Annotated in this window: 18 protein-coding genes; 12 read left to right on the top strand and 6 right to left on the bottom strand. The window is 43.5% G+C overall.

Annotated features, from left to right (window positions below):
- Window positions 1–9: 9 nt before the first annotated feature.
- From D6V41_RS05350 to D6V41_RS05340, 3 genes are all read left to right on the top strand, one after another.
- Window positions 10–3,126, top strand: coding sequence for an efflux RND transporter permease subunit (locus D6V41_RS05350; RefSeq protein WP_136250442.1), 3,117 nt, complete (start codon window positions 10–12; stop codon window positions 3,124–3,126).
- A 293-nt stretch (window positions 3,127–3,419) separates the two neighbouring features.
- Entirely contained in the window at window positions 3,420–3,848 is a 429-nt protein-coding gene (locus D6V41_RS05345) for a DUF2383 domain-containing protein (protein ID WP_136250441.1), read from the top strand.
- Between the two features lie 133 nt (window positions 3,849–3,981).
- On the top strand, window positions 3,982–4,545 hold the full coding sequence (locus tag D6V41_RS05340) for a GNAT family N-acetyltransferase (protein ID WP_136250440.1): 564 nt from the start codon (window positions 3,982–3,984) through the stop codon (window positions 4,543–4,545).
- Window positions 4,546–4,594: 49 nt separating this feature from the next.
- On the opposite strand, the gene rpoD is transcribed toward D6V41_RS05340, so the two are convergent.
- From rpoD to rpsU, 4 genes are all read right to left on the bottom strand, one after another.
- Window positions 4,595–6,430 (bottom strand): RNA polymerase sigma factor RpoD, encoded by a 1,836-nt coding sequence (rpoD, locus tag D6V41_RS05335; protein WP_179952542.1) that lies wholly within the window; start codon window positions 6,428–6,430, stop codon window positions 4,595–4,597.
- A 340-nt stretch (window positions 6,431–6,770) separates the two neighbouring features.
- Window positions 6,771–8,537, bottom strand: coding sequence for a DNA primase (gene dnaG, locus D6V41_RS05330; protein ID WP_136250438.1), 1,767 nt, complete (start codon window positions 8,535–8,537; stop codon window positions 6,771–6,773).
- Window positions 8,538–8,614: 77 nt separating this feature from the next.
- Window positions 8,615–9,058 (bottom strand): GatB/YqeY domain-containing protein, encoded by a 444-nt coding sequence (locus tag D6V41_RS05325; RefSeq protein ID WP_136250437.1) that lies wholly within the window; start codon window positions 9,056–9,058, stop codon window positions 8,615–8,617.
- A 142-nt stretch (window positions 9,059–9,200) separates the two neighbouring features.
- Window positions 9,201–9,416 (bottom strand): 30S ribosomal protein S21, encoded by a 216-nt coding sequence (gene rpsU / locus D6V41_RS05320; RefSeq protein ID WP_110430302.1) that lies wholly within the window; start codon window positions 9,414–9,416, stop codon window positions 9,201–9,203.
- Between the two features lie 340 nt (window positions 9,417–9,756).
- On the opposite strand from rpsU, the gene D6V41_RS05315 reads away from it, so the two are divergent.
- Both D6V41_RS05315 and tsaD read left to right on the top strand, forming a co-directional pair.
- Window positions 9,757–10,401, top strand: coding sequence for a hypothetical protein (locus D6V41_RS05315; RefSeq protein ID WP_136250436.1), 645 nt, complete (start codon window positions 9,757–9,759; stop codon window positions 10,399–10,401).
- 268 nt (window positions 10,402–10,669) lie between these two features.
- Window positions 10,670–11,701 (top strand): tRNA (adenosine(37)-N6)-threonylcarbamoyltransferase complex transferase subunit TsaD, encoded by a 1,032-nt coding sequence (gene tsaD / locus D6V41_RS05310; protein WP_136250435.1) that lies wholly within the window; start codon window positions 10,670–10,672, stop codon window positions 11,699–11,701.
- Here the strand turns inward: tsaD and plsY are convergent.
- Window positions 11,679–12,305 (bottom strand): glycerol-3-phosphate 1-O-acyltransferase PlsY, encoded by a 627-nt coding sequence (gene plsY, locus D6V41_RS05305; protein ID WP_136250434.1) that lies wholly within the window; start codon window positions 12,303–12,305, stop codon window positions 11,679–11,681. The two genes, tsaD and plsY, sit on opposite strands and share 23 nt — an antisense overlap.
- Window positions 12,306–12,370: 65 nt before the next feature.
- Between plsY and folB the strand changes: the two genes are divergently transcribed.
- From folB to D6V41_RS05280, 5 genes are all read left to right on the top strand, one after another.
- Window positions 12,371–12,733 (top strand): dihydroneopterin aldolase, encoded by a 363-nt coding sequence (folB, locus tag D6V41_RS05300; RefSeq protein ID WP_136250433.1) that lies wholly within the window; start codon window positions 12,371–12,373, stop codon window positions 12,731–12,733.
- Window positions 12,730–13,236, top strand: a complete 507-nt coding sequence (gene folK, locus D6V41_RS05295; RefSeq protein ID WP_136250432.1) for a 2-amino-4-hydroxy-6-hydroxymethyldihydropteridine diphosphokinase — start codon at window positions 12,730–12,732, stop codon at window positions 13,234–13,236. Before folB ends, folK begins: the two co-directional genes overlap by 4 nt.
- Window positions 13,233–14,033, top strand: coding sequence for an undecaprenyl-diphosphate phosphatase (locus D6V41_RS05290; protein ID WP_136250431.1), 801 nt, complete (start codon window positions 13,233–13,235; stop codon window positions 14,031–14,033). The genes folK and D6V41_RS05290 overlap by 4 nt, the downstream gene beginning before the upstream one ends.
- A gap of 91 nt (window positions 14,034–14,124) precedes the next feature.
- Complete coding sequence (locus tag D6V41_RS05285) at window positions 14,125–14,490, top strand: histidine triad nucleotide-binding protein (RefSeq protein WP_136250430.1); 366 nt, start codon at window positions 14,125–14,127, stop codon at window positions 14,488–14,490.
- 155 nt (window positions 14,491–14,645) lie between these two features.
- A complete protein-coding gene (locus D6V41_RS05280) occupies window positions 14,646–15,479 on the top strand; it encodes an HDOD domain-containing protein (RefSeq protein WP_136250429.1) in 834 nt (277 codons plus the stop codon).
- A gap of 135 nt (window positions 15,480–15,614) precedes the next feature.
- On the opposite strand, the gene rdgC is transcribed toward D6V41_RS05280, so the two are convergent.
- Window positions 15,615–16,514 carry a recombination-associated protein RdgC gene (gene rdgC, locus D6V41_RS05275; RefSeq protein WP_136250428.1) on the bottom strand — a complete coding sequence of 300 codons (900 nt, stop codon included), beginning with the start codon at window positions 16,512–16,514 and terminating at the stop codon, window positions 15,615–15,617.
- A 261-nt stretch (window positions 16,515–16,775) separates the two neighbouring features.
- Here rdgC and phoB point away from each other — a divergent pair, with 261 nt between their 5' ends.
- Together phoB and phoR are read left to right on the top strand one after the other, a co-directional pair.
- On the top strand, window positions 16,776–17,465 hold the full coding sequence (gene phoB / locus D6V41_RS05270) for a phosphate regulon transcriptional regulator PhoB (protein ID WP_136250649.1): 690 nt from the start codon (window positions 16,776–16,778) through the stop codon (window positions 17,463–17,465).
- A gap of 26 nt (window positions 17,466–17,491) precedes the next feature.
- Window positions 17,492–18,811, top strand: coding sequence for a phosphate regulon sensor histidine kinase PhoR (phoR, locus tag D6V41_RS05265; RefSeq protein ID WP_136250427.1), 1,320 nt, complete (start codon window positions 17,492–17,494; stop codon window positions 18,809–18,811).
- Window positions 18,812–18,830 lie beyond the last annotated feature (19 nt).

Here is an 18,830-nt window from a genome sequence, read left to right as displayed (position 1 = left end):
GCAGCAAGCATGCTTATTTCAGATTTATCGGTCAAACGCCCCGTATTTGCAAGTGTGGTTAACCTGCTTTTACTCGTGTTTGGTATTGTTGCTATCAGCTTTTTGTCTTTACGCGAATATCCTGATATCGACCCGCCAATTGTTTCAGTAAACACCAGCTACCCGGGCGCATCTGCCGAAATTGTAGAAACCCGCATAACGCAACTGATTGAAGATAGAATAAGTGGTATCGAAGGCATTAAAAACATTTCTTCCTCTTCTCGCAACGGTCGCTCTAGTGTAACCATCGAGTTTAATTTGTCTCGAGATATTGATGCAGCTTCGAATGATGTTCGTGAGCGTGTATCACGCGTGCTGAATGATTTACCCGACCAAGCCTTTCCGCCAGAAGTGGCCAAATCGAACTCTGACGAAGATGTGGTCGTTTGGTACAACCTGCGAAGCGATAATCTCAATGTCATGGAGCTAACCGATTATGCAGATCGCTTTATTGTCGATCGCTTATCTATTGCCGATGGCGTTGCTCGAGTTAATTTAGGTGGAGGCCGCACCTATGCAATGAAAGTATGGCTTGATAGAAATGCAATGGCCGCGCGCGGGATAACAGTCAGTGATATTGAACGCGTGATCCGCGCCGAAAACGTTGAGCTACCGGCAGGGCGCGTCGAGTCAGAAAACCGGGATTTTGACGTGCGAGTTGCGAGAAGCTTTCTTTCCCCTGAAGACTTTGCTCAGTTAACTGTTGCTGCTGGTGCAGATGGTTACTTAGTCAAACTCGGTGAAGTTGCCCATGTTGAGCTTACTGCTGAAGACGACGAAACAGATTTTCGTGGTGACGGTGTCAACATGATTGGTTTAGGTATTGTTAAACAGTCAAAGGCTAACACGCTCGAAGTTGCTCGTGCGGCGCGAGAAGCGATTGAACGTATTGAAGCAACACTGCCAGACAATATTTTTATTGTTCCCAGTTATGATTCTTCGGTATTTATCGAAGAATCAATAAATGAAGTATATAACACGCTGGCGATTGCGATGGTGATGGTCGTTATCGTCATTTACGTATTCTTGGGCAATGTTCGTGCAACGCTCATACCTGCAGTAACTGTCCCTGTATCGCTTGTTGCCGCCTTTATTGTAATGTTTGCTTTAGGCTTTTCGATAAATCTACTTACTTTGTTGGCCTTGGTGTTGGCGATTGGATTGGTGGTAGATGATGCCATTGTGGTACTTGAAAATATCTATCGTCGCATAGAAATGGGAGAGCCTCCGTTGCTTGCATCATTTAGAGGCGCAAGAGAGGTAGGTTTTGCTGTTATCGCCACCACGCTGGTGCTGATATCTGTGTTTGTACCTCTCGTATTTTTGGAAGGAAATATAGGTCGATTGTTTACCGAATTTGCTTTGGCCATTGCCGCAGCGGTCGCTTTTTCAAGCTTTACTGCCTTGACCTTATCACCAATGATGGCATCGAAATTACTGAAAAAACGCACGCGCAGTTCTGGCTTTGGCCTTTGGGTAGACAATACATTCAAAGTAATTGAACAAAAGTACTACATCTCACTTGGTGTCACCATGAAGCAACCTGTACTGATGCTGATTTTGATTATCGCGAGTATGGTGTTGATTTTTCAGCTACAAAGCAAAATTCCGGAAGAATTTGTACCCCGTGAAGATAGAGGGAATTTCTTCATCCTGATGCAGTCGCAGGAAGGAGCAAGTTACGAAAGTAATGCGCGTAATCTCAAAAAAATAGAAGAATTGTTGCTGCCTTACCGCGAAACAGGTGAGGTTGAAAGAGTGCTCGTTCGTACCCCTGGCTTTGGCGGTCAAGCAGGTATTGCCATTGTAGGGATGGGCGATTGGGAAACACGCGAGCGCTCAACCTTTGATTTGATGAATGAGGTGAGCGCTAAGCTTTCTGAAATACCAGACGTAAGGGCCTTTGCCATTATGCGAAGCGCCCTTGGCGGTGGTGGACTGGGGCGGCCTGTGCAGTTTGTTCTGCAAGGCAACACCTATGAAGATTTGGTACAGTGGCGTGACATCGTCATTGAGAAAGCGCAGGAAAATCCCAATTTATTGCGCCTTGATTCAGATTATAAAGAAACCTCTCCTCAACTGCTTATTAACATTGATCGGGACAGAGCAGCTGATTTAGGCGTGTCTATTTCCGAGATTGGTCGAACGCTTGAAACCATGCTCGGGCAGCGTCGTGTTTCGACCTTTTTGGATAGAGGGCAAGAATACGACGTTATTATGGAAGGTAACGAAGCAGATTACCGTAGCCCTAATAGCATTGACAATATTTACGTGCGCTCTGACCGAACCGGGCGACTTATTCCGATGGACAATTTGCTGAACGTAAAAGAGACCGCTACCTCTCAAGAACTTAACCGTTATAACCGTATGCGAGCAGTTACCATAAGCGCGAACCTGGCAGACGGCTATACGATAGGTCAAGCTTTAACTTATTTGGAAAACATCGTGGCAACCGAATTGCCCGCCGAAGTCTCAATTGATTACAAGGGCGAGTCGCAGCTGTATCAGGAATCAGGCTCTTCTTTCATCTTTATTTTCGCTTTGGCTTTGGCCGTGACTTATCTGGTATTGGCGGCTCAGTTTGAAAGCTGGATCCATCCTTTAGTCATTATGTTCACCGTCCCTCTAGCACTCGTTGGTGCCTACATAGGTTTGTATTTATCAGGCATGACCATCAACATTTATTCGCAAATCGGACTGGTCATGCTAATTGGGTTGGCGGCGAAAAACGGTATATTGATTGTTGAATTTGCTAATCAGTTACGTGATGCTGGTTTGGAGTTTGAAGAGGCGATCCGAAAGGCAGCGACACAGCGTTTACGGCCCATCGTGATGACCGGGTTTACGACGGTCTTTAGTGCGTTACCCTTAGTTTTGGCATCTGGCCCTGGCGCAGAATCAAGAATGGTTATTGGCATGGTGATTTTTGCAGGGGTCTTATTCTCGGCGTTTATGACTTTATTCATTGTGCCTACTGCCTATGCCTATTTAGCTCGCGGCACAGGCTCGCCTGAAAAACGCTCGAAAAAGCTTGAGACGCTACAAGAAGAAGTGCCTTACATTAAAGGTGATAACACACCTATTTAGCTCAGTGATTCCTTAATCAGAAAAAACGAGTATCTCATTACTCGTTTTTTTCATGAAAAAGCTATATGAAAAAGCTATGAGAGAATCCGATATTAGAAAAGAAGACTGAAAGGTTTTACAAGTGATCGTGAAAAATCGCGCTTCGATTGATTTCATTCTTGTTACTTTCTAAATGTCAGTTTGTATCATATTGATAATTCGACACATATTTTTACCCTATTTCGGCATTGAATATGCAACGCTCTATTTCTCACCACACCCGTTAATTAGCTATGGATTAAACTGGAGGAAGTATGAGCCGCGTTTCAAAAGTGCTGTATAACCTAGTCACTGTCGATTACGACGCTATTGAAGCGTATGAGCAAGCGATAAAAAGACTGGATTCGAGCAGACATCAAAATCAGCTTAAAGAATTTAAGCAAGATCACGAGCGTCATATAGAGAACCTTTCAGCTCTTTTGTCAGAATATGATAAAAAGGCCCCTACAGGTCCAGATCTAAAAGCGTTGTGCACGGAAGGCAAGGTTATGTTTGCCGATCTCATCGGTGATAAAGCCATTCTTCGTGCTATGAATATCAACGAAAAAGCGGCTAAAAAGGCATACGATAAGGCATTGGATACTGATGATATGCCAAGTTCAGTCAAACAAACCATCTTTTCAAACTTGTTAGATGAAGAGCGGCATCAAGCATGGATTGAAAAGCAAATCGCTGAGATGTAATGTCCAAAAGTGTTTGGCGTAAAGATGTAGCTTGTTACCTATGTGCTAATGCAATATATTCTGTTCTTAAGAAAAAACAGTAAATCGTAAGTCTCTGATTGAACAAACGATTGAGTACCATAGTAAATTACTGATGCAGTCAAATCATTATTCCAGTCATTATTACAATCAATCTTCCGATAGCGCGTTTAATGACGAGAGCGAACTATTCATTCTGCCGTTTGAGCCACATTTGGCAGTGCATTTTGAGCGAATTAATCGAATCTGGATTGAAGAGATGTTTGTGCTGGAAAAGATTGATGAGCGAGTCCTGCAAAATCCGCAGCGTTATATCATCGATAAGGGCGGTTATGTCTTTTTTGTCAGTCATAAACGCCTTGGCATTGTGGGAACCTGCGCGCTAATGCACACAGGTGATCAAAACTTCGAATTAACGAAAATGGGCGTATTGCCACAAGCGCGAGGACTAAAAGTGGGTGAACAGCTTCTTCAATTTGTTATTCAATATGCCAAGCAAATTCCCGCCAATATGCTGTATCTGCTGACCAATAAAAAGTGTGCCGCCGCAATTCATTTGTATGAAAAAAACGGGTTTCATCACGATGCAGGTATAATGGAGCGCTATGGTAAAGCCTATGAGCGCTGTAATGTCGCTATGCTTTATCGAAGATGCGCCATTGACATAAAGCAGAAATAAAAAAGGCTAGCGAATGCTAGCCTTCAAAAAAAATTGTAAGACACGTATTTTATTCGTCCAGGAAGCTTTTTAACTGCTCTGAGCGACTCGGGTGACGAAGCTTACGAAGCGCTTTGGCTTCTATTTGACGGATACGCTCGCGCGTCACATCAAACTGTTTGCCTACTTCTTCAAGTGTATGGTCGGTATTCATATCAATACCAAATCGCATGCGAAGTACCTTTGCTTCTCTTGCAGTTAGTCCGGCCAGAACCTCTTGCGTCGCATCCTTCAAGCTTCCGCCAGTGGCAGAATCCAGTGGCTGGGTAATGGATGTATCTTCGATAAAATCACCAAGATGCGAATCTTCATCATCGCCAATCGGTGTTTCCATTGAAATAGGCTCTTTGGCAATCTTCAATACCTTGCGAATTTTATCTTCAGGCATCACCATGCGTTCAGACAATTCTTCTGGTGTTGGTTCGCGACCCATTTCCTGCAACATCTGACGAGAAATTCGATTCAGCTTATTGATTGTTTCAATCATGTGCACCGGAATACGAATTGTTCGCGCCTGGTCAGCAATCGAGCGCGTGATCGCCTGACGTATCCACCACGTTGCATAAGTTGAAAACTTATAACCACGTCGATACTCGAACTTATCAACCGCTTTCATAAGACCGATATTTCCTTCCTGAATAAGATCTAGGAACTGAAGTCCTCGGTTTGTATACTTTTTCGCAATCGAAATAACAAGACGCAGGTTCGCCTCAACCATTTCTTTTTTCGCGCGTCGAGCTTTAGCTTCACCAATCGACATACGACGATTAATATCTTTTATATCAGGAATTATTAAGCCGGTTTCTTGCTCAACGGCGTTCATTTTACTGACGCAACGCTCTATCTCTTCTTTGTACTCTAAAAGCTTAGGCACATACGGTGCGTCGGTTTTAAGTACCTCGTATAACCACTGAGTAGACGTTTCGTTACCAGCAAACAATTTAATGAAATCTTTCTTGGGCATTTTTGCGTGCATCACGCAAAACTTCATTACCAGGCGCTCCTGAATACGCACTCTATCCATCATATCCCGCATGTTTCGAACCATGCGGTCAAACTGCTTGGGAACTAAACGAAATTCTTTAAAAACATCGCTTAGCGCAGCAATTTCTTTTTTCGCTGACTTGTGCGCTCGTCCTTTACTTTCAATAACGGTTCGCGCTTTATTGTACTGTTTTCTTAATTCTGAAAATTTCTCGCGAGCAAGTTCCGGATCAACGCTATTGTCATCTTCTTCAGCATCATCATCGTCATCGTCGCCATCATCATCTTCGTCGTCGAGCTCTTCTTCTGAGAGCTCAGAACCAACATGAGTGGCGGTAGGAGCAACGTCCTCTTCGTTCGGATCAACAAATCCAATAATAATATCGCTAAGACGTATTTCTTCTGCTTCGTACAAGTCCCATTGATCGAGCAGATAAGTAATAGCTTCAGGGTATTCGGCAACTGAACACTGAACTTGATTAATACCGTCTTCTATACGCTTGGCAATTTCGATTTCGCCTTCGCGAGTCAAAAGCTCAACTGTACCCATTTCACGCATATACATGCGCACAGGGTCGGTTGTTCTGCCGATTTCGCTTTCAACAGTCGCAAGCGCTTGTGCGGCAGCTTCTGCCACCTCTTCGTCGGTAGTCGTTTCTTGCATCAATAATTCATCAGAATCAGGTGCGGATTCAAACACCTGTATCCCCATGTCATTGATCATGCGGATGATGTCTTCAATCTGATCTGAATCTACAATATCAGCAGGAAGATGGTCATTAACTTCAGAAAACGTTAAATAACCTTGCTCTTTGCCTTTGGCAATGAGGAGTTTTATTTGGGACTGCTTACTCTGCACAATATACCTTACACGTTAATTGGGACTTAACTATGGCATCAAATAAGACAATTTCAAGAGTATGTCTTATGTTGAAATCTTCGCGCCTGTACTATTTACTGGATGTTCGGGATTTGACCCTACTGGTAGTACCAGTTGTCGGCGAATTTGTTAGTATAGCATACTAACAAGGTTTTTTTCCAGTATTTAGCGAAGCTGCGCGTTTTAACTGATACAACTTTATTTAATAATAGTTCATTAATTAGGCAGTAGACAGGTCGCTATGTTGTTTTCGCTTTTGTACAGCTTGGTGTACATGCTTTTTGATTTCAAGTTACTATTTTTTGCTCTGCTATTTTCGCTGCTATTTACGCTGCAAAAGCGTCGTTAATTCCTTTTGTTCTTCTGCTGTTAAACCTGCGGATGCATTGGCCTTTAGGGTGAGTTCGTCTAATCTCGCATCAAAGTGCATAGACAAAAGTTTTTTGAAGCAGGCAACATACTCTGCTGACTTATTCATTCTCGGATGCATTTCAGTTTCCAGTAACTTGATTAGGTGCCTGAAATGAGGATGTTCGCGAAATGATTCTAATACCGTAGACGTATTTGCGTTAGGGCGCGCAATACAATATCGATATACTTCAACCAGCATTGCAATTCCGTTGATCTTGGAACGAGACAGTGCAGCAATATTGATTTTTGGATGCTCGCTTGCCAGTGATGGCTCATCCATTAGCAGTCTAATCAACATACGAACCGGCGAAAGTGCCATTTGTGCCGGCCGATTGTAATCACTCTTAGGAGGCGCTTTCTGCTTGTTTGCATTTCGAATATTCTGCTCATGCTCATAAGCTTGTTGATTACCCATAAAACGATTAAGTTCAGCAAGCATCAAATCACGTTGGTTCTCACCTGCAATTTTTTCAATAAGCGGCATCGCTTCAGCTTTAAATGCGGCTTTCCCCTCTATGCTGCCCAAAGAATGATTTTGCAAAAGACTGTCAAAAAAGAAAGTCGATAGGGCAACGGCTTTATCAAGCTGCTCTTCAAATGCTTTCTTTCCAACTTTTCGCACCATCGTATCGGGATCCTCGCCATCAGGTAAAAAGAGAAACTTCATCATGACGCCGTCTTTTAAGTAAGGAAGCGCATTTTCCAATGCGCGCCATGCCGCATCGCGACCTGCCCGATCGCCATCGTAACAACAAACGATTTCGCTGGTTGCCTTAAACATGGCCTGAATGTGCTCAGGCGTGGTCGCCGTGCCAAGCGCAGCAACTGCGTAAGTGATGTCAAATTGCGAAAGCGCGACAACGTCCATGTATCCTTCAACCACCAAAATCCGACTTAGCTTTCTATTTTCTTTGCGAGCTTGATAAAGTCCATAAAGCTCATAGCCTTTATGAAAGATGCGGGTTTCAGGCGAGTTTAAATACTTCGGCCCATCCCCTTCAATTATGCGTCCTCCGAAAGCAACGACGCGGCCTCGTTTATCACGGATGGGAAACATAACGCGATCGCGAAAAAAATCGTATCGACGCTTATTATCATTTTGATTGATAAGCTTTAAGGCCAAAAGTCTTTGTTGCTTTGCTTCATCAGTGCCAAAGGTTGCAAGTACGCCGTCCCATTTATCTGGCGCATAACCAATATCCCACTTTTTGACGATATCACCGCTTAAACCACGTGATTTCAAATAATCAATTACCGATGCGGCCTTATCGGCATGTTTTAACTGGTGTTGAAAGTATCGCGTGACATCTTCCATCAGGTGATAGTCTTGTTCACGCTCATTCTTTTTTTGTGGACTGCCGCTTGGCTGGCTGCCGCCTTCTCGAGGAACCGTAAGGTTATACTGACTGGCGAGTTCTTCGACGGCTTCAACAAATTCTAGTCTGTCAAATTCCATTAAAAAACTGAGTACATTACCTTTCGCTCCGCAGCCAAAACAATAATAGAACTGTTTATCAGGCGCGACTGAAAATGACGGCGTTTTTTCATTGTGGAAGGGGCAGCAGGCCTGATAATTTCGACCTGCCTTTTTTAGGTTTACGCGGCTGTCAATAATGTCCACGATGTCCGCACGAGCGACAAGGTCTTCAATAAAATCCTGTGGAATACGACCAGCCAAACGAATAATCCTGTGTTGTTATTGAAAAGTGCTATCCAAAAAGCAATCAAAACAATTGTTGCTTGCTAAAGCAGGTGTCAGCCCAATTTTGCTTTTATCATTTTGCTAACCGCACCCATGTCAGCACGACCTTGTACTTTAGGTTTAAGGATACCCATAACCTTACCCATGTCTTTTATATCGCTTGCGCCACTGCTTTGAATGGCGTCGTCCACTAGCTGACTGACTTCTTCATCACTTAAGGGTTGTGGTAAAAAGCGCTTGATAACGGCAATCTCGGCTTCTTCTTTATCTGCCAAATCCTTTCGGTTGCCGTCAATAAATTGAGATGCCGCCTCTTGACGTTGTTTGACCATCTTGGTCAAAATTTGCAGTACGTCAGTATCCGTGAGCTCAATCCGTTCGTCAACTTCACGCTGCTTAACGGCGGCAAGCGCCATTCTGATCGTGCCCAAACTTAGCTTGTCTTTGCTACGCATCGCATCTTTTTGGGCGTCTTTTAATTGGCTGAGTAATGACATCTTTTTGTCCTTTTGATGTTTTGCTTTCAGGTGGGATAAAGTGTTTATATCATACGCGGTTTTTAAAAATCACGCACAAAAAAGGCGCGATTAAGCGCCTCTTCCTTGCACGGCCTCTTGCGAGGACGGTAAGCCTTTACCTTTAGTAAAGTTTTACGCGACGTGCATTTTCACGCGCCAATTTTTTCATGTGACGTTTTTTAGCTGCCGCTTTTTTGCGCTTGCGTTCCCAAGTCGGCTTTTCAAAAAACTCGCGACGACGTACTTCAGACAATACGCCTGCTTTTTCACATGAACGCTTGAATCGTCTTAGAGCGATATCAAACGGTTCGTTATCTCTTACTTTAACAATTGGCATTAAATACTCACCTCAGAAATTAAATCAACCGGGTACATTAGTAAATAGTATAGGCAATTTAAGCGTTAATTTAATTACCCGGGCTAAAAAATGGTGCGAAATTGTATTCTTTCTCGTAGCGCATGTAAAGGCTTAAGCTTAAATAAATACCAATAAGTTGCTGACAGACACTAAACAGGGACTTGATACGTCACAAGGTTAATTTTTAGTTAATGCCTGGTTAAAAAGTGAGCAATTATTTCAAAATTAGCGTAGAGTTATGTTGAAGTATTTAGTGCGGTTGCTTCAAACACATTTAATTTACTTTTTGATTTATACAAATGATGAAGGGATTTATACCATGAAGAAAATAGTAATAGGAGTGTTAGCCAGCGCTGTCTTTTGGCTTGCAAGTCCAGCTATGGCAGTACCGATAGTGAGCGGTCAAACCAACGTACAAGTCACTGCACCTTTGGCTGACTTGGGGATCACACCCGCCTTGCTTGGTGGTGATTTAGTCTCTGCTGATCCATTAACTCTGGGTTTTGGTGTTACAGGCGGTGATTTAGACTTCACAACACTGGCAGGAACGATTGAACACGTTGGCGCAAGCATAAGCTTAACGGGCGATTTAGGCACAGTCGATACAAGTGACGATGTCACGGTCATATTAAGTGACTTTTTAATCAACACAACGACTGCGATTTTGTCGGCTGACGTTAATGGAGGTGGAATGGTCGACATATTCAGTCTGGACTTTACCGGACTTGACGCTGCGGCTATCACCGACTTGGCTAATCCACAAATTTCGCTTACCTTTTTGGATGCGGCCAGTGCCTTGCTTGAAAGTACCTTTCAGTTAGCAACGGGTACGCTTACTGGCGCTCAGTTTGGTCTGGCGGCAACCGCACCCGTGCCTGCAGTGGTGTCCGAACCTACGATTTTCAGCCTGCTCGCAGCTGGAATGCTTGGTTTGGTTTTATACCGCAGCAGAAGCCGAACATAGTCTTTAAATTACATTAAGCCGGTAATGATATTTTAATATCGTTGCATACCGGCGTTATACTTTTCATAATTTTTCGTTTCGTACTTTTTTGTTTTTGTAATTAGAAGCAGTCTTCGCGCACACTTTAAATCAGCGCATAAACATAGAATGGAACACAACCATTGGCATTTGCGTGCTTTGTAGAGATAATACTCGAGCTCTAATGAATATCTACTATATATTCTTTTTCCCAGATAAATAAACGGCACGTATTGGAATTAGCATCTACATGAAAGTATTAGGCATAGAAACTTCCTGCGATGAAACGGGTATCGCGATTTATGATAGTGAGCATGGTCTGCTGGCGCACGAGCTTTATAGTCAAGTCAAGCTTCATGCAGATTACGGTGGTGTGGTGCCTGAGTTGGCATCACGTGATCATGTTCGCAAAATTATCCCTCTGGTGCAGCGAACCTTGAACAGCGCTCAGCTTGGTAAGTCTGACATTGATGGCATTGCGTATACTCGCGGCCCAGGCTTAATTGGCGCACTATTGGTTGGCTCTTCAATGGCCAGAGCCCTGGCATACGCATGGAATGTTCCCAGTATTGGTGTTCACCATATGGAAGGGCACTTGCTTGCCCCCATGCTTGACGCCCGCAAACCTGAATACCCTTTTGTTGCTCTTTTGGTTTCAGGTGGCCACAGTATGCTGGTTGATGTTAAGGGCATTGGGCAATATAAAGTGTTGGGGGAATCGGTAGATGATGCAGCGGGTGAAGCCTTTGATAAAACTGCCAAGCTGCTTGGTTTAGATTATCCAGGTGGCCCTTTACTCGCAAAATTAGCGGAAGAAGGCGAGTCTGGCCACTACCAATTTCCGCGCCCTATGTGCGACCGTCCTGGACTTGATTTTAGCTTTAGCGGCTTAAAAACTTTCGCTGCCAATACGATCCGCAGTAGTGATGGTCAGCATCAAACTCACGCAAATATTGCCCGGGCGTTTGAAGAGGCAATTGTCGATACCTTGTTAATTAAATGCCGAAGAGCACTGAAACATTCAGGACATAAACGATTAGTCATGGCAGGTGGTGTTGCTGCAAATAAACGCTTAAGAGCCAGTTTTGAAGAAGCAAGTCAAGTTGATGGCTTTGACGTATTTTATCCAAGCTTTGAATACTGTACTGACAATGGTGCCATGATAGCCTACGCAGGTTGCCAGCGTTTGCTGGCGGGGGAGCGCACTCTTTTGACGGAAAAAGCGATGCCTCGCTGGCCGCTGGAAAGCTTAAGCGCTGTTAATCTTCTTGCCGCGATTTAGCGCGATGCTTATTTGACAGGTTTTGTCCTACCTCACGTTCTTTTCGGTTTATCAGGCGTGATATATTACTGCGGTGTTTTACAATAATTAGCACCGATAGCATGGTAACTGAAAAGGTAAACTGAGGTTTATAAAAGTAGGTGAAAACAGGCGCAAGACTCACTGTCACAATGGCAGCTAAGGATGATAATTTGGAGATTGCAAACACCAATACCCAGGTTGATAACAAGCCTGCTGCCAGCGCCCAACCCATTGGCAGCATTGCCCCTAATGCGGTTGCAACGGCCTTGCCCCCTTTAAATTGAAAAAACACCGGATACATGTGCCCCAGACAGGCGCAAATGGCTACAAGCCCAATGGCAAATTCACTCAGTTGACTTAAGTATGCAAGGTAAGCGGGCACAGCGCCTTTTAAAATGTCAAACACAAGTACAAACACGCCAACTCGCTTACCTGCAATGCGCACAACATTTGTAGCGCCAGGGTTTAGTGAGCCCTGAGTGCGAGGATCGGGTAGCCCCAGAAGTTTACATAAAAGGATCGCGCTGGAGACTGAGCCTAGCAAATAGGCAGCCAGACAGTAAAAAACAATCCATGTTGTCATATACTTACCCCAGCGATTCGCGATACACTTTTAGTAAGAGTACGCGATCTACATAGTCTTTGTATATGGATAAAGTATTTATTGAGGGGCTAACGCTTTACACCCTCATCGGAGTATATGATTTTGAACGGCACGAAAAACAGCGAGTCGTAGTCGATTTGGAAATGTCCTATGATTTGAGCAGAGCCGCTAAAACAGACAGCGTAAATGACACGCTTGATTATGGAAAAGTGGCGCAGCGTCTTGGAGCAATTGCCGAAGAGGCGAGTTTTGAATTGCTTGAGGCCTTAGCGAATAACATGATTCAGGTGTTGTTTGAAGAGTTTGATGTGACAAAATTGAAATTGAAATTGAGCAAGCCAGATATTCTGAAACAGGCGAATAATGTCGGTATTCTTATTGAACGAGAGCGACCCATCAAGTCATGACTAAGCATAAAATTCTGGTCAGTGTGGGCTCCAACATTAATAAAGAAGAAAATACTCGCCTTGGATTAGATGGCATGTTCGAACAATTCGGCGCTCTTTCGCTGTCCAGAGTTTACGAAAGTGAGTCGGTAGGCTTTTCAGGAGATAATTTTTTCAATCTGGTGGTGATGGCGACCACAAGCAAAAGCATTCAGCAAGTGTGTGATGCCTTAAAACATATCGAAGCAGAATGTGGGCGGGCGCGAGAAGCTGAAAAGTTCTCACCGCGTACATTGGATTTAGATTTACTGACCTTTGATGATGTGGTTTGCGATAGCCCGGTCGCTTTGCCGCGCGATGAAATTACCTATAATGCGTTTGTATTGCAGCCAATGGCAGACCTTGTACCCCACGACATTCACCCTTGCGAACAAAAAACCTATCAGACGCTCTGGGAAGCGTTTGATAAAACCACACAAAAATTATGGCCAGTGCCTTTTACATGGAGCGCTACACAAGTATGACACTGTTTGAAATCATCATTCTGGCAATTATTCAAGGATTAACCGAATTTTTACCCATCTCAAGTTCAGCACATTTGATTCTACCTGCTGAACTCTTGGGTTGGCGAAATCAAGGCCTGGCTTTTGACGTGGCCGTGCATGTTGGCTCCCTATTGGCGGTCATGATTTATTTCAGAGCCGATGTAGCACGCTTGACTGCCGCCTGGTTTTCAAAAGGGTGGAGCAAAGAACAATCCACTGACAGCAAGCTCGCCTGGTGGGTAATCATCGGCACTATTCCGGCAGGTCTATTTGGGTTTTTGATGAAAGACTGGATAGAACTTTACGCGCGTTCAGCGCTGGTGATTGCAATAACAACGATTGTGTTCGGGCTTTTGCTTTGGTGGGCCGACGCCAAAGCTTCGCAACGCAAATCGATAACGCAACTTACCTTCAGAGACACGCTTTTTATCGGCGTAGCTCAGGCCATTGCGATTATTCCGGGTACTTCACGTTCGGGGATAACGATGACCGCAGGACTGATGCTGGGTTTAGATAGAGAAAGCGCCGCGCGTTTTTCGTTTTTGCTTTCAATGCCTATCATTCTCGCTGCTGGCTTGTTTTCTACACTAGACTTATTGGAAGCAAATCACGCAGTAGATTGGAAAGCACTTATTTACGGCGCTGGCTTTTCGTTTGTGGCAGCGTACTTGTGTATTCACCTGTTTTTAAGCTGGATTTCGCGCATCGGCATGTTGCCCTTCGTTATCTACCGGCTATTATTAGGTGTAATACTTCTAATTTTTGTTTTTGCCTAGCATGAGCTTTAGCCGTTTAAAGCACGAGTTGCTTTGAAGTAGAAAAGCATTGTTTTGCGTTGTTAAACACAGATAATCATCGGAGATAAAAATGTCAGAAACAATCTTCACAAAAATTATAAAAAAAGAAATTCCTGCCGATATATTATTTGAGGATGACAGAGTGCTCGCGTTTAATGATATTAATCCGCAAGCGCCTATTCATTTTTTGGTGATCCCTAAAAAACCGATAGCAACGACGAATGACATACAGCAAGAAGATGATGCGCTTGTTGGCTACATGCATCGGGTGGCTGCAAAAGTGGCGAGTGACTTAGGTGCAGCCGAATCGGGGTTTAGAACGGTTATGAACTGCAATAAGCATGGTGGTCAAACGGTCTATCACATTCACCTGCACGTGCTGGCGGGTAAAGCTTTAGGCTGGCCGCCATACCAAGAAAAGTTAAAGGTAGAATAATCAAGCTTTAAATGTGCTTGAATCTTTTGTTTTCCTCAAAAGAATATTGATTGTTGAACACCAGGGAAGTGTTTAGCATTGCTCTCGGTGTACAACAGCAAGCGAGTGCAAGGTGAAAGGGAAGCAATTTTCAACGATAGGAACAAGGCTGATACATGTCTACTCAAAATGCACTACTCACCATATTGGTTGAGAAAATCAACAACGATACTCTGGTACTGCCAACTTTGCCTGCGATTGCACTGAAAGTGCGAAAGGCGGCTGATGATCCTAATATCAATTTGAACAAGATGGCGGAAGTGGTAGGGCAAGACCCATCATTAAGCGCACGGATGATAAAAATCTCAAATTCTGCATACTTGGGACGTGAGGTCAAAGTTACTTCAACTGCACAGGCCGTGACAAGAATTGGCCTGGCCCAAGTAAAAAATATCGCAACAGCCTTAGCCATGGAGCAACTCTTCGTTTCAAAAAACGAAGTGGTTAAAAAATATATGGCAAAGCGCTGGACAGATATTATTGATATTGTTGGTAATGCAATGGCTACCCTGATGCTCTACAAAAAGCGAAACGGCGCTAAGCATTTAAGTATTGATACCATGACCCTTGCGGCGCTTGTGGCTGATATTGGTTCGCTACCAGTGTTAACTGAAGCTGAGCGCCACGACAGTGTATTTGCCAACCCCGCATTTTTAGATGTAGCCATTAATAAGCTTGCTGGCCGCATTGGTGGAAGCATCATGCGAGAATGGAAGTTTAACGAAGTCTTTATTGAGTGTGCAGAGCACTGGCGAAATCTTGAGTACGTTAAACCTCAGGTTGGTTACATTGATTTTGTCAGAGTGGGTGCTGCACTTTCTAATTTGATTGAAGATCCGCAGGAAACCTTAACGCGGGCTGGTCAACGTGGTGTATTTGAGGATATCGACGAATTGCAATCTGAAGAATTCATCGATCTTCGTGAAAATGCAAAGGGCTTATTCGTCTAGTTTGAATTTAGCTGCTTGATGTTCAAAAGCATTAAAAAAGCTTCAGGTTATTTTGTATAAGAATTGGCTGAATCCAAAAGAGTTCAGCGTTCAATTGACAAAATACTGAAGCTTTTTGCTATTTACGAAGTGACTCTATGCATCGCCTTCAAGCGAAAACATTTCATTTAAATCTTTCACAAAGGCATCGATTTCGCTTACAAATAAAGCAAAGTCAGCATCTAGCTTTGCAGCCATATCGTCTTTACTGATATCTTCGTTTTGTTCAACTACCATATCGGTAAATTTCAGGCGTTTAATCGATAAATCCTCCGCAATAATGCACGTTAAGCGCTCTTTGTAAGCGATTGCTAATTTTTGCACCCATTTGCCTGCCTGAATATGCGCAAGAATTTCTTCTGCATCTAAATCCTGTTTTTTACATCGGATAATTGCGCCATCGTCGGCAGGAGATTTAAACTCAGCCTCATCAAGTAATTCGATGCCTTGCGGAGCATCTTTTAACAACCAATTGGTAAGAATTTCTTGCTGTTGGGATTTTGCAAATGGCACAACAGGTAAAGAGTTGATGCATTTTCGAAGCGCCGCTAACAATACTTCAGCGCTGCCATCAGAGCTTGCATCCACCACTACCACCTGTGCATCCAGGCTGATGTAGGCATTTATAAAAGCATGCTTATTGAAGGCCCTTGGAAGCAAACGCTGAACAATTTCTTCTTTTAAATCTTTCTGTGCTTTTTTACCAACAGGCGAGCCGCTCTCCTGTTCAAGTTGCGCCACCTTTTCAGCCAGTTCTGCATTGACAACACTTGCAGGCAGAATTTTCTCTTCCCGTTTAAGTTTAAACCAAAATGCATTGCCTACCTGATGATAAAGTAAATCGCCTTTAGGTAATACAGGGACAAAACCCATACTGGAAATTTCTTGCGCACCAGCAGGTGCAAACGGCATGCTCTCAAGCATGGTCTGCAAGTTTTGAGTGTCTAATGAAAATTCTTGGGTAAAACGATAGAGCTTTAGATTTTTAAACCACATAGCGGCAATTTATTCCTGCTAAAATTTGAAGACGCGAGAGGTTAGCAAGCTTGCTTGTCTGGGTCAAAATGAACCTGAGGTTTATTTCAAAATACTCCTTTCAAGCTTACCTTACGTTTTATATTTACAAATAAATGTAGCGAATTTGAACAAAAGTGATTTAAATCTTGCGTTTGCTTGACATCTTTTATGCTTTGTTTCATAAAACTGTCACATGTCACTCTAATAATACGGTCAATTTTTATGACACGAGTGAAAAAAATGTCGCGCAGGATATTGTTAGTTGAAGATGAAGCGCCAATCAGAGACATGCTCAGTTTTGTACTGGAGCAGGCGGGCTTTACGGTGGACGAAGCTGAAGATTACGATGTTGGCTTAAATAAAATAAAAGAGCCTTATCCTGATTTAATCTTGCTTGATTGGATGCTTCCCGGCGGCAGTGGTGTGCAGTTAGCTAAAAAACTCAAAACGCATGAGTTTGCAAAAGATATTCCCGTGATCATGTTAACTGCTCGTGGCGAAGAGGACGACAAAATACGCGGTTTAGAAGCCGGTGCTGATGATTACGTCACCAAGCCTTTCTCTCCCAAAGAGTTAATTGCGCGAATAAAGGCAGTTATGCGTCGAGTTACGCCCACTTCAAAAGAAGAGCCAATAGAGTTTGATGGCTTAGTGTTAGAGCCCGTATCTCACAGAGTGACAGCAAATGGGGACGCCATTGATATGGGTCCAACGGAATTTAAGTTACTGCACTTTTTTATGACGCATCCTGAGCGAGTATACAGTCGAGAGTTACTGCTTGATAACGTTTGGGGAACCAATGTCTATGTAGAAGACAGAACCGTAGACGTACACATTCGACGCTTGCGTAAAGCCATTTCCAAACACGGTCACGACGCAATGATCCAAACGGTGCGAGGCTCTGGTTATCGATTTTCAAATAAAGCGTAAACGCTAAGGTCAGTTTAAGCACTTTTATGTATTATTATCAGTCATGGTCCAAAACCCTGATTCGCTTGTTTCTAGTGCTTTGCATTGGCGTAGTAGTGGGTATGTATATTGATAATATGCTGTTGGCGCTGACGTGTTTATTTGCGACCCTGTTGCTTTATAACTATGCGCACTTGTATCGCTTGACCCAGTGGTTATGGCATAGCCGCGCAATGTCTCCGCCTAGTGCCCCTGGCATTTGGCATCATATCTATGAAGGGGTTTACTATCTTCAGCGTCGAAATCGCAATAAGCGCAAAAGTTTAGGTGAACTGGTAAAACGCTTCAGAGAAGGTTCTGAGGCCTTGCCAGATGCAGTAGTAGTAATTGACAAGCAAGCCAGAATTCTGTGGTGTAATCGAAACGCTCGTATTGAGCTTGGTTTAAGATGGCCTGATGATAATGGCCGTCGAATTGATAATTTAATTCGCCACCCTAAATTTATTGAGTTTTTAGAGAGTAATGACGCCCATTATCCAATAGAGATACCCGCGCCGACTAATCCGCATAAGACCTTTGAATATCGGATGATGGAGTACGGAGATGACCAATTGCTTTTAATCGTGCGAGACGTATCGCGTGTTTCTCATCTGGAAGAAATGCGCAAGGACTTTGTTGCCAACGTTTCGCATGAATTAAAAACGCCGCTAACGGTGATAAATGGTTATTTGGAAGTACTCGACACCAGTACTGCAAACCTTGAGGGAGTGCCCCCGATCGTTGCCAAGGCGATCGAAGAAATGGGGACGCAAACAACCCGGATGCAAGCTTTGATTGATGATCTCCTCATACTGTCGCGCATTGAATCAAGCTCCGAGCGCATATTTGAAAATGTGATCGATGTTGACGCCATGCTAAAGCAAATTGAGTTAGAAGCGATGGCCTTAAACAAGGAAAAATCTCATAAAATAACTTTCAAGGTCGATGGCGAATTAAATGTGTTTGGTGTGGAAACTGAACTCAGAAGTGCTTGTTCAAACCTTATTTTCAATGCGATTCACTATACACCTGCCAATGGTCGAATCGAGGTTATTTGGAAGCGCAAAGCCAATGGCGCTTTTTTCGCGGTTAGAGACAATGGTGATGGAATTGAAGAAAAACATCTGCGCAGACTGACCGAACGCTTTTATCGGGTTGATAAAGCACGCTCTCGAAAAACGGGAGGCTCTGGTTTAGGTTTATCCATTGTCAAACATGTCCTTCATCATCATAATGCATCTTTAGAGATTGAAAGTAAGGTCGGAAAAGGAAGTGAATTTTCGTTTTTGTTACCGCCAGAGCTCATTGCACAGGAACTATCTGATTAGTTTTTTCAATACAAAAAGA

Origin of the sequence: Ningiella ruwaisensis (assembly GCF_004798935.1) — a bacterium.
GTDB classification, from domain to species: Bacteria; Pseudomonadota; Gammaproteobacteria; order Enterobacterales; family Alteromonadaceae; genus Glaciecola; species Glaciecola ruwaisensis.
Note: the sequence above shows the minus strand (reverse complement) of the source record. Positions and strands in the feature narration are given on the sequence as shown.

Coding starts and splice junctions, on each gene's coding strand:
- D6V41_RS05290 (WP_136250431.1), top strand. CDS start 13,233: ATGACACTGTTTGAAATCATCATTCTGGCAATTATTCAAGGATTAACC.
- D6V41_RS05315 (WP_136250436.1), top strand. CDS start 9,757: ATGAAGAAAATAGTAATAGGAGTGTTAGCCAGCGCTGTCTTTTGGCTT.
- rpsU (WP_110430302.1), bottom strand. CDS start 9,416: ATGCCAATTGTTAAAGTAAGAGATAACGAACCGTTTGATATCGCTCTA.
- phoB (WP_136250649.1), top strand. CDS start 16,776: ATGTCGCGCAGGATATTGTTAGTTGAAGATGAAGCGCCAATCAGAGAC.
- folK (WP_136250432.1), top strand. CDS start 12,730: ATGACTAAGCATAAAATTCTGGTCAGTGTGGGCTCCAACATTAATAAA.
- D6V41_RS05280 (WP_136250429.1), top strand. CDS start 14,646: ATGTCTACTCAAAATGCACTACTCACCATATTGGTTGAGAAAATCAAC.
- plsY (WP_136250434.1), bottom strand. CDS start 12,305: ATGACAACATGGATTGTTTTTTACTGTCTGGCTGCCTATTTGCTAGGC.
- D6V41_RS05350 (WP_136250442.1), top strand. CDS start 10: ATGCTTATTTCAGATTTATCGGTCAAACGCCCCGTATTTGCAAGTGTG.
- folB (WP_136250433.1), top strand. CDS start 12,371: ATGGATAAAGTATTTATTGAGGGGCTAACGCTTTACACCCTCATCGGA.
- D6V41_RS05285 (WP_136250430.1), top strand. CDS start 14,125: ATGTCAGAAACAATCTTCACAAAAATTATAAAAAAAGAAATTCCTGCC.
- tsaD (WP_136250435.1), top strand. CDS start 10,670: ATGAAAGTATTAGGCATAGAAACTTCCTGCGATGAAACGGGTATCGCG.
- D6V41_RS05340 (WP_136250440.1), top strand. CDS start 3,982: ATGCAGTCAAATCATTATTCCAGTCATTATTACAATCAATCTTCCGAT.
- rdgC (WP_136250428.1), bottom strand. CDS start 16,514: ATGTGGTTTAAAAATCTAAAGCTCTATCGTTTTACCCAAGAATTTTCA.
- phoR (WP_136250427.1), top strand. CDS start 17,492: ATGTATTATTATCAGTCATGGTCCAAAACCCTGATTCGCTTGTTTCTA.
- D6V41_RS05325 (WP_136250437.1), bottom strand. CDS start 9,058: ATGTCATTACTCAGCCAATTAAAAGACGCCCAAAAAGATGCGATGCGT.
- D6V41_RS05345 (WP_136250441.1), top strand. CDS start 3,420: ATGAGCCGCGTTTCAAAAGTGCTGTATAACCTAGTCACTGTCGATTAC.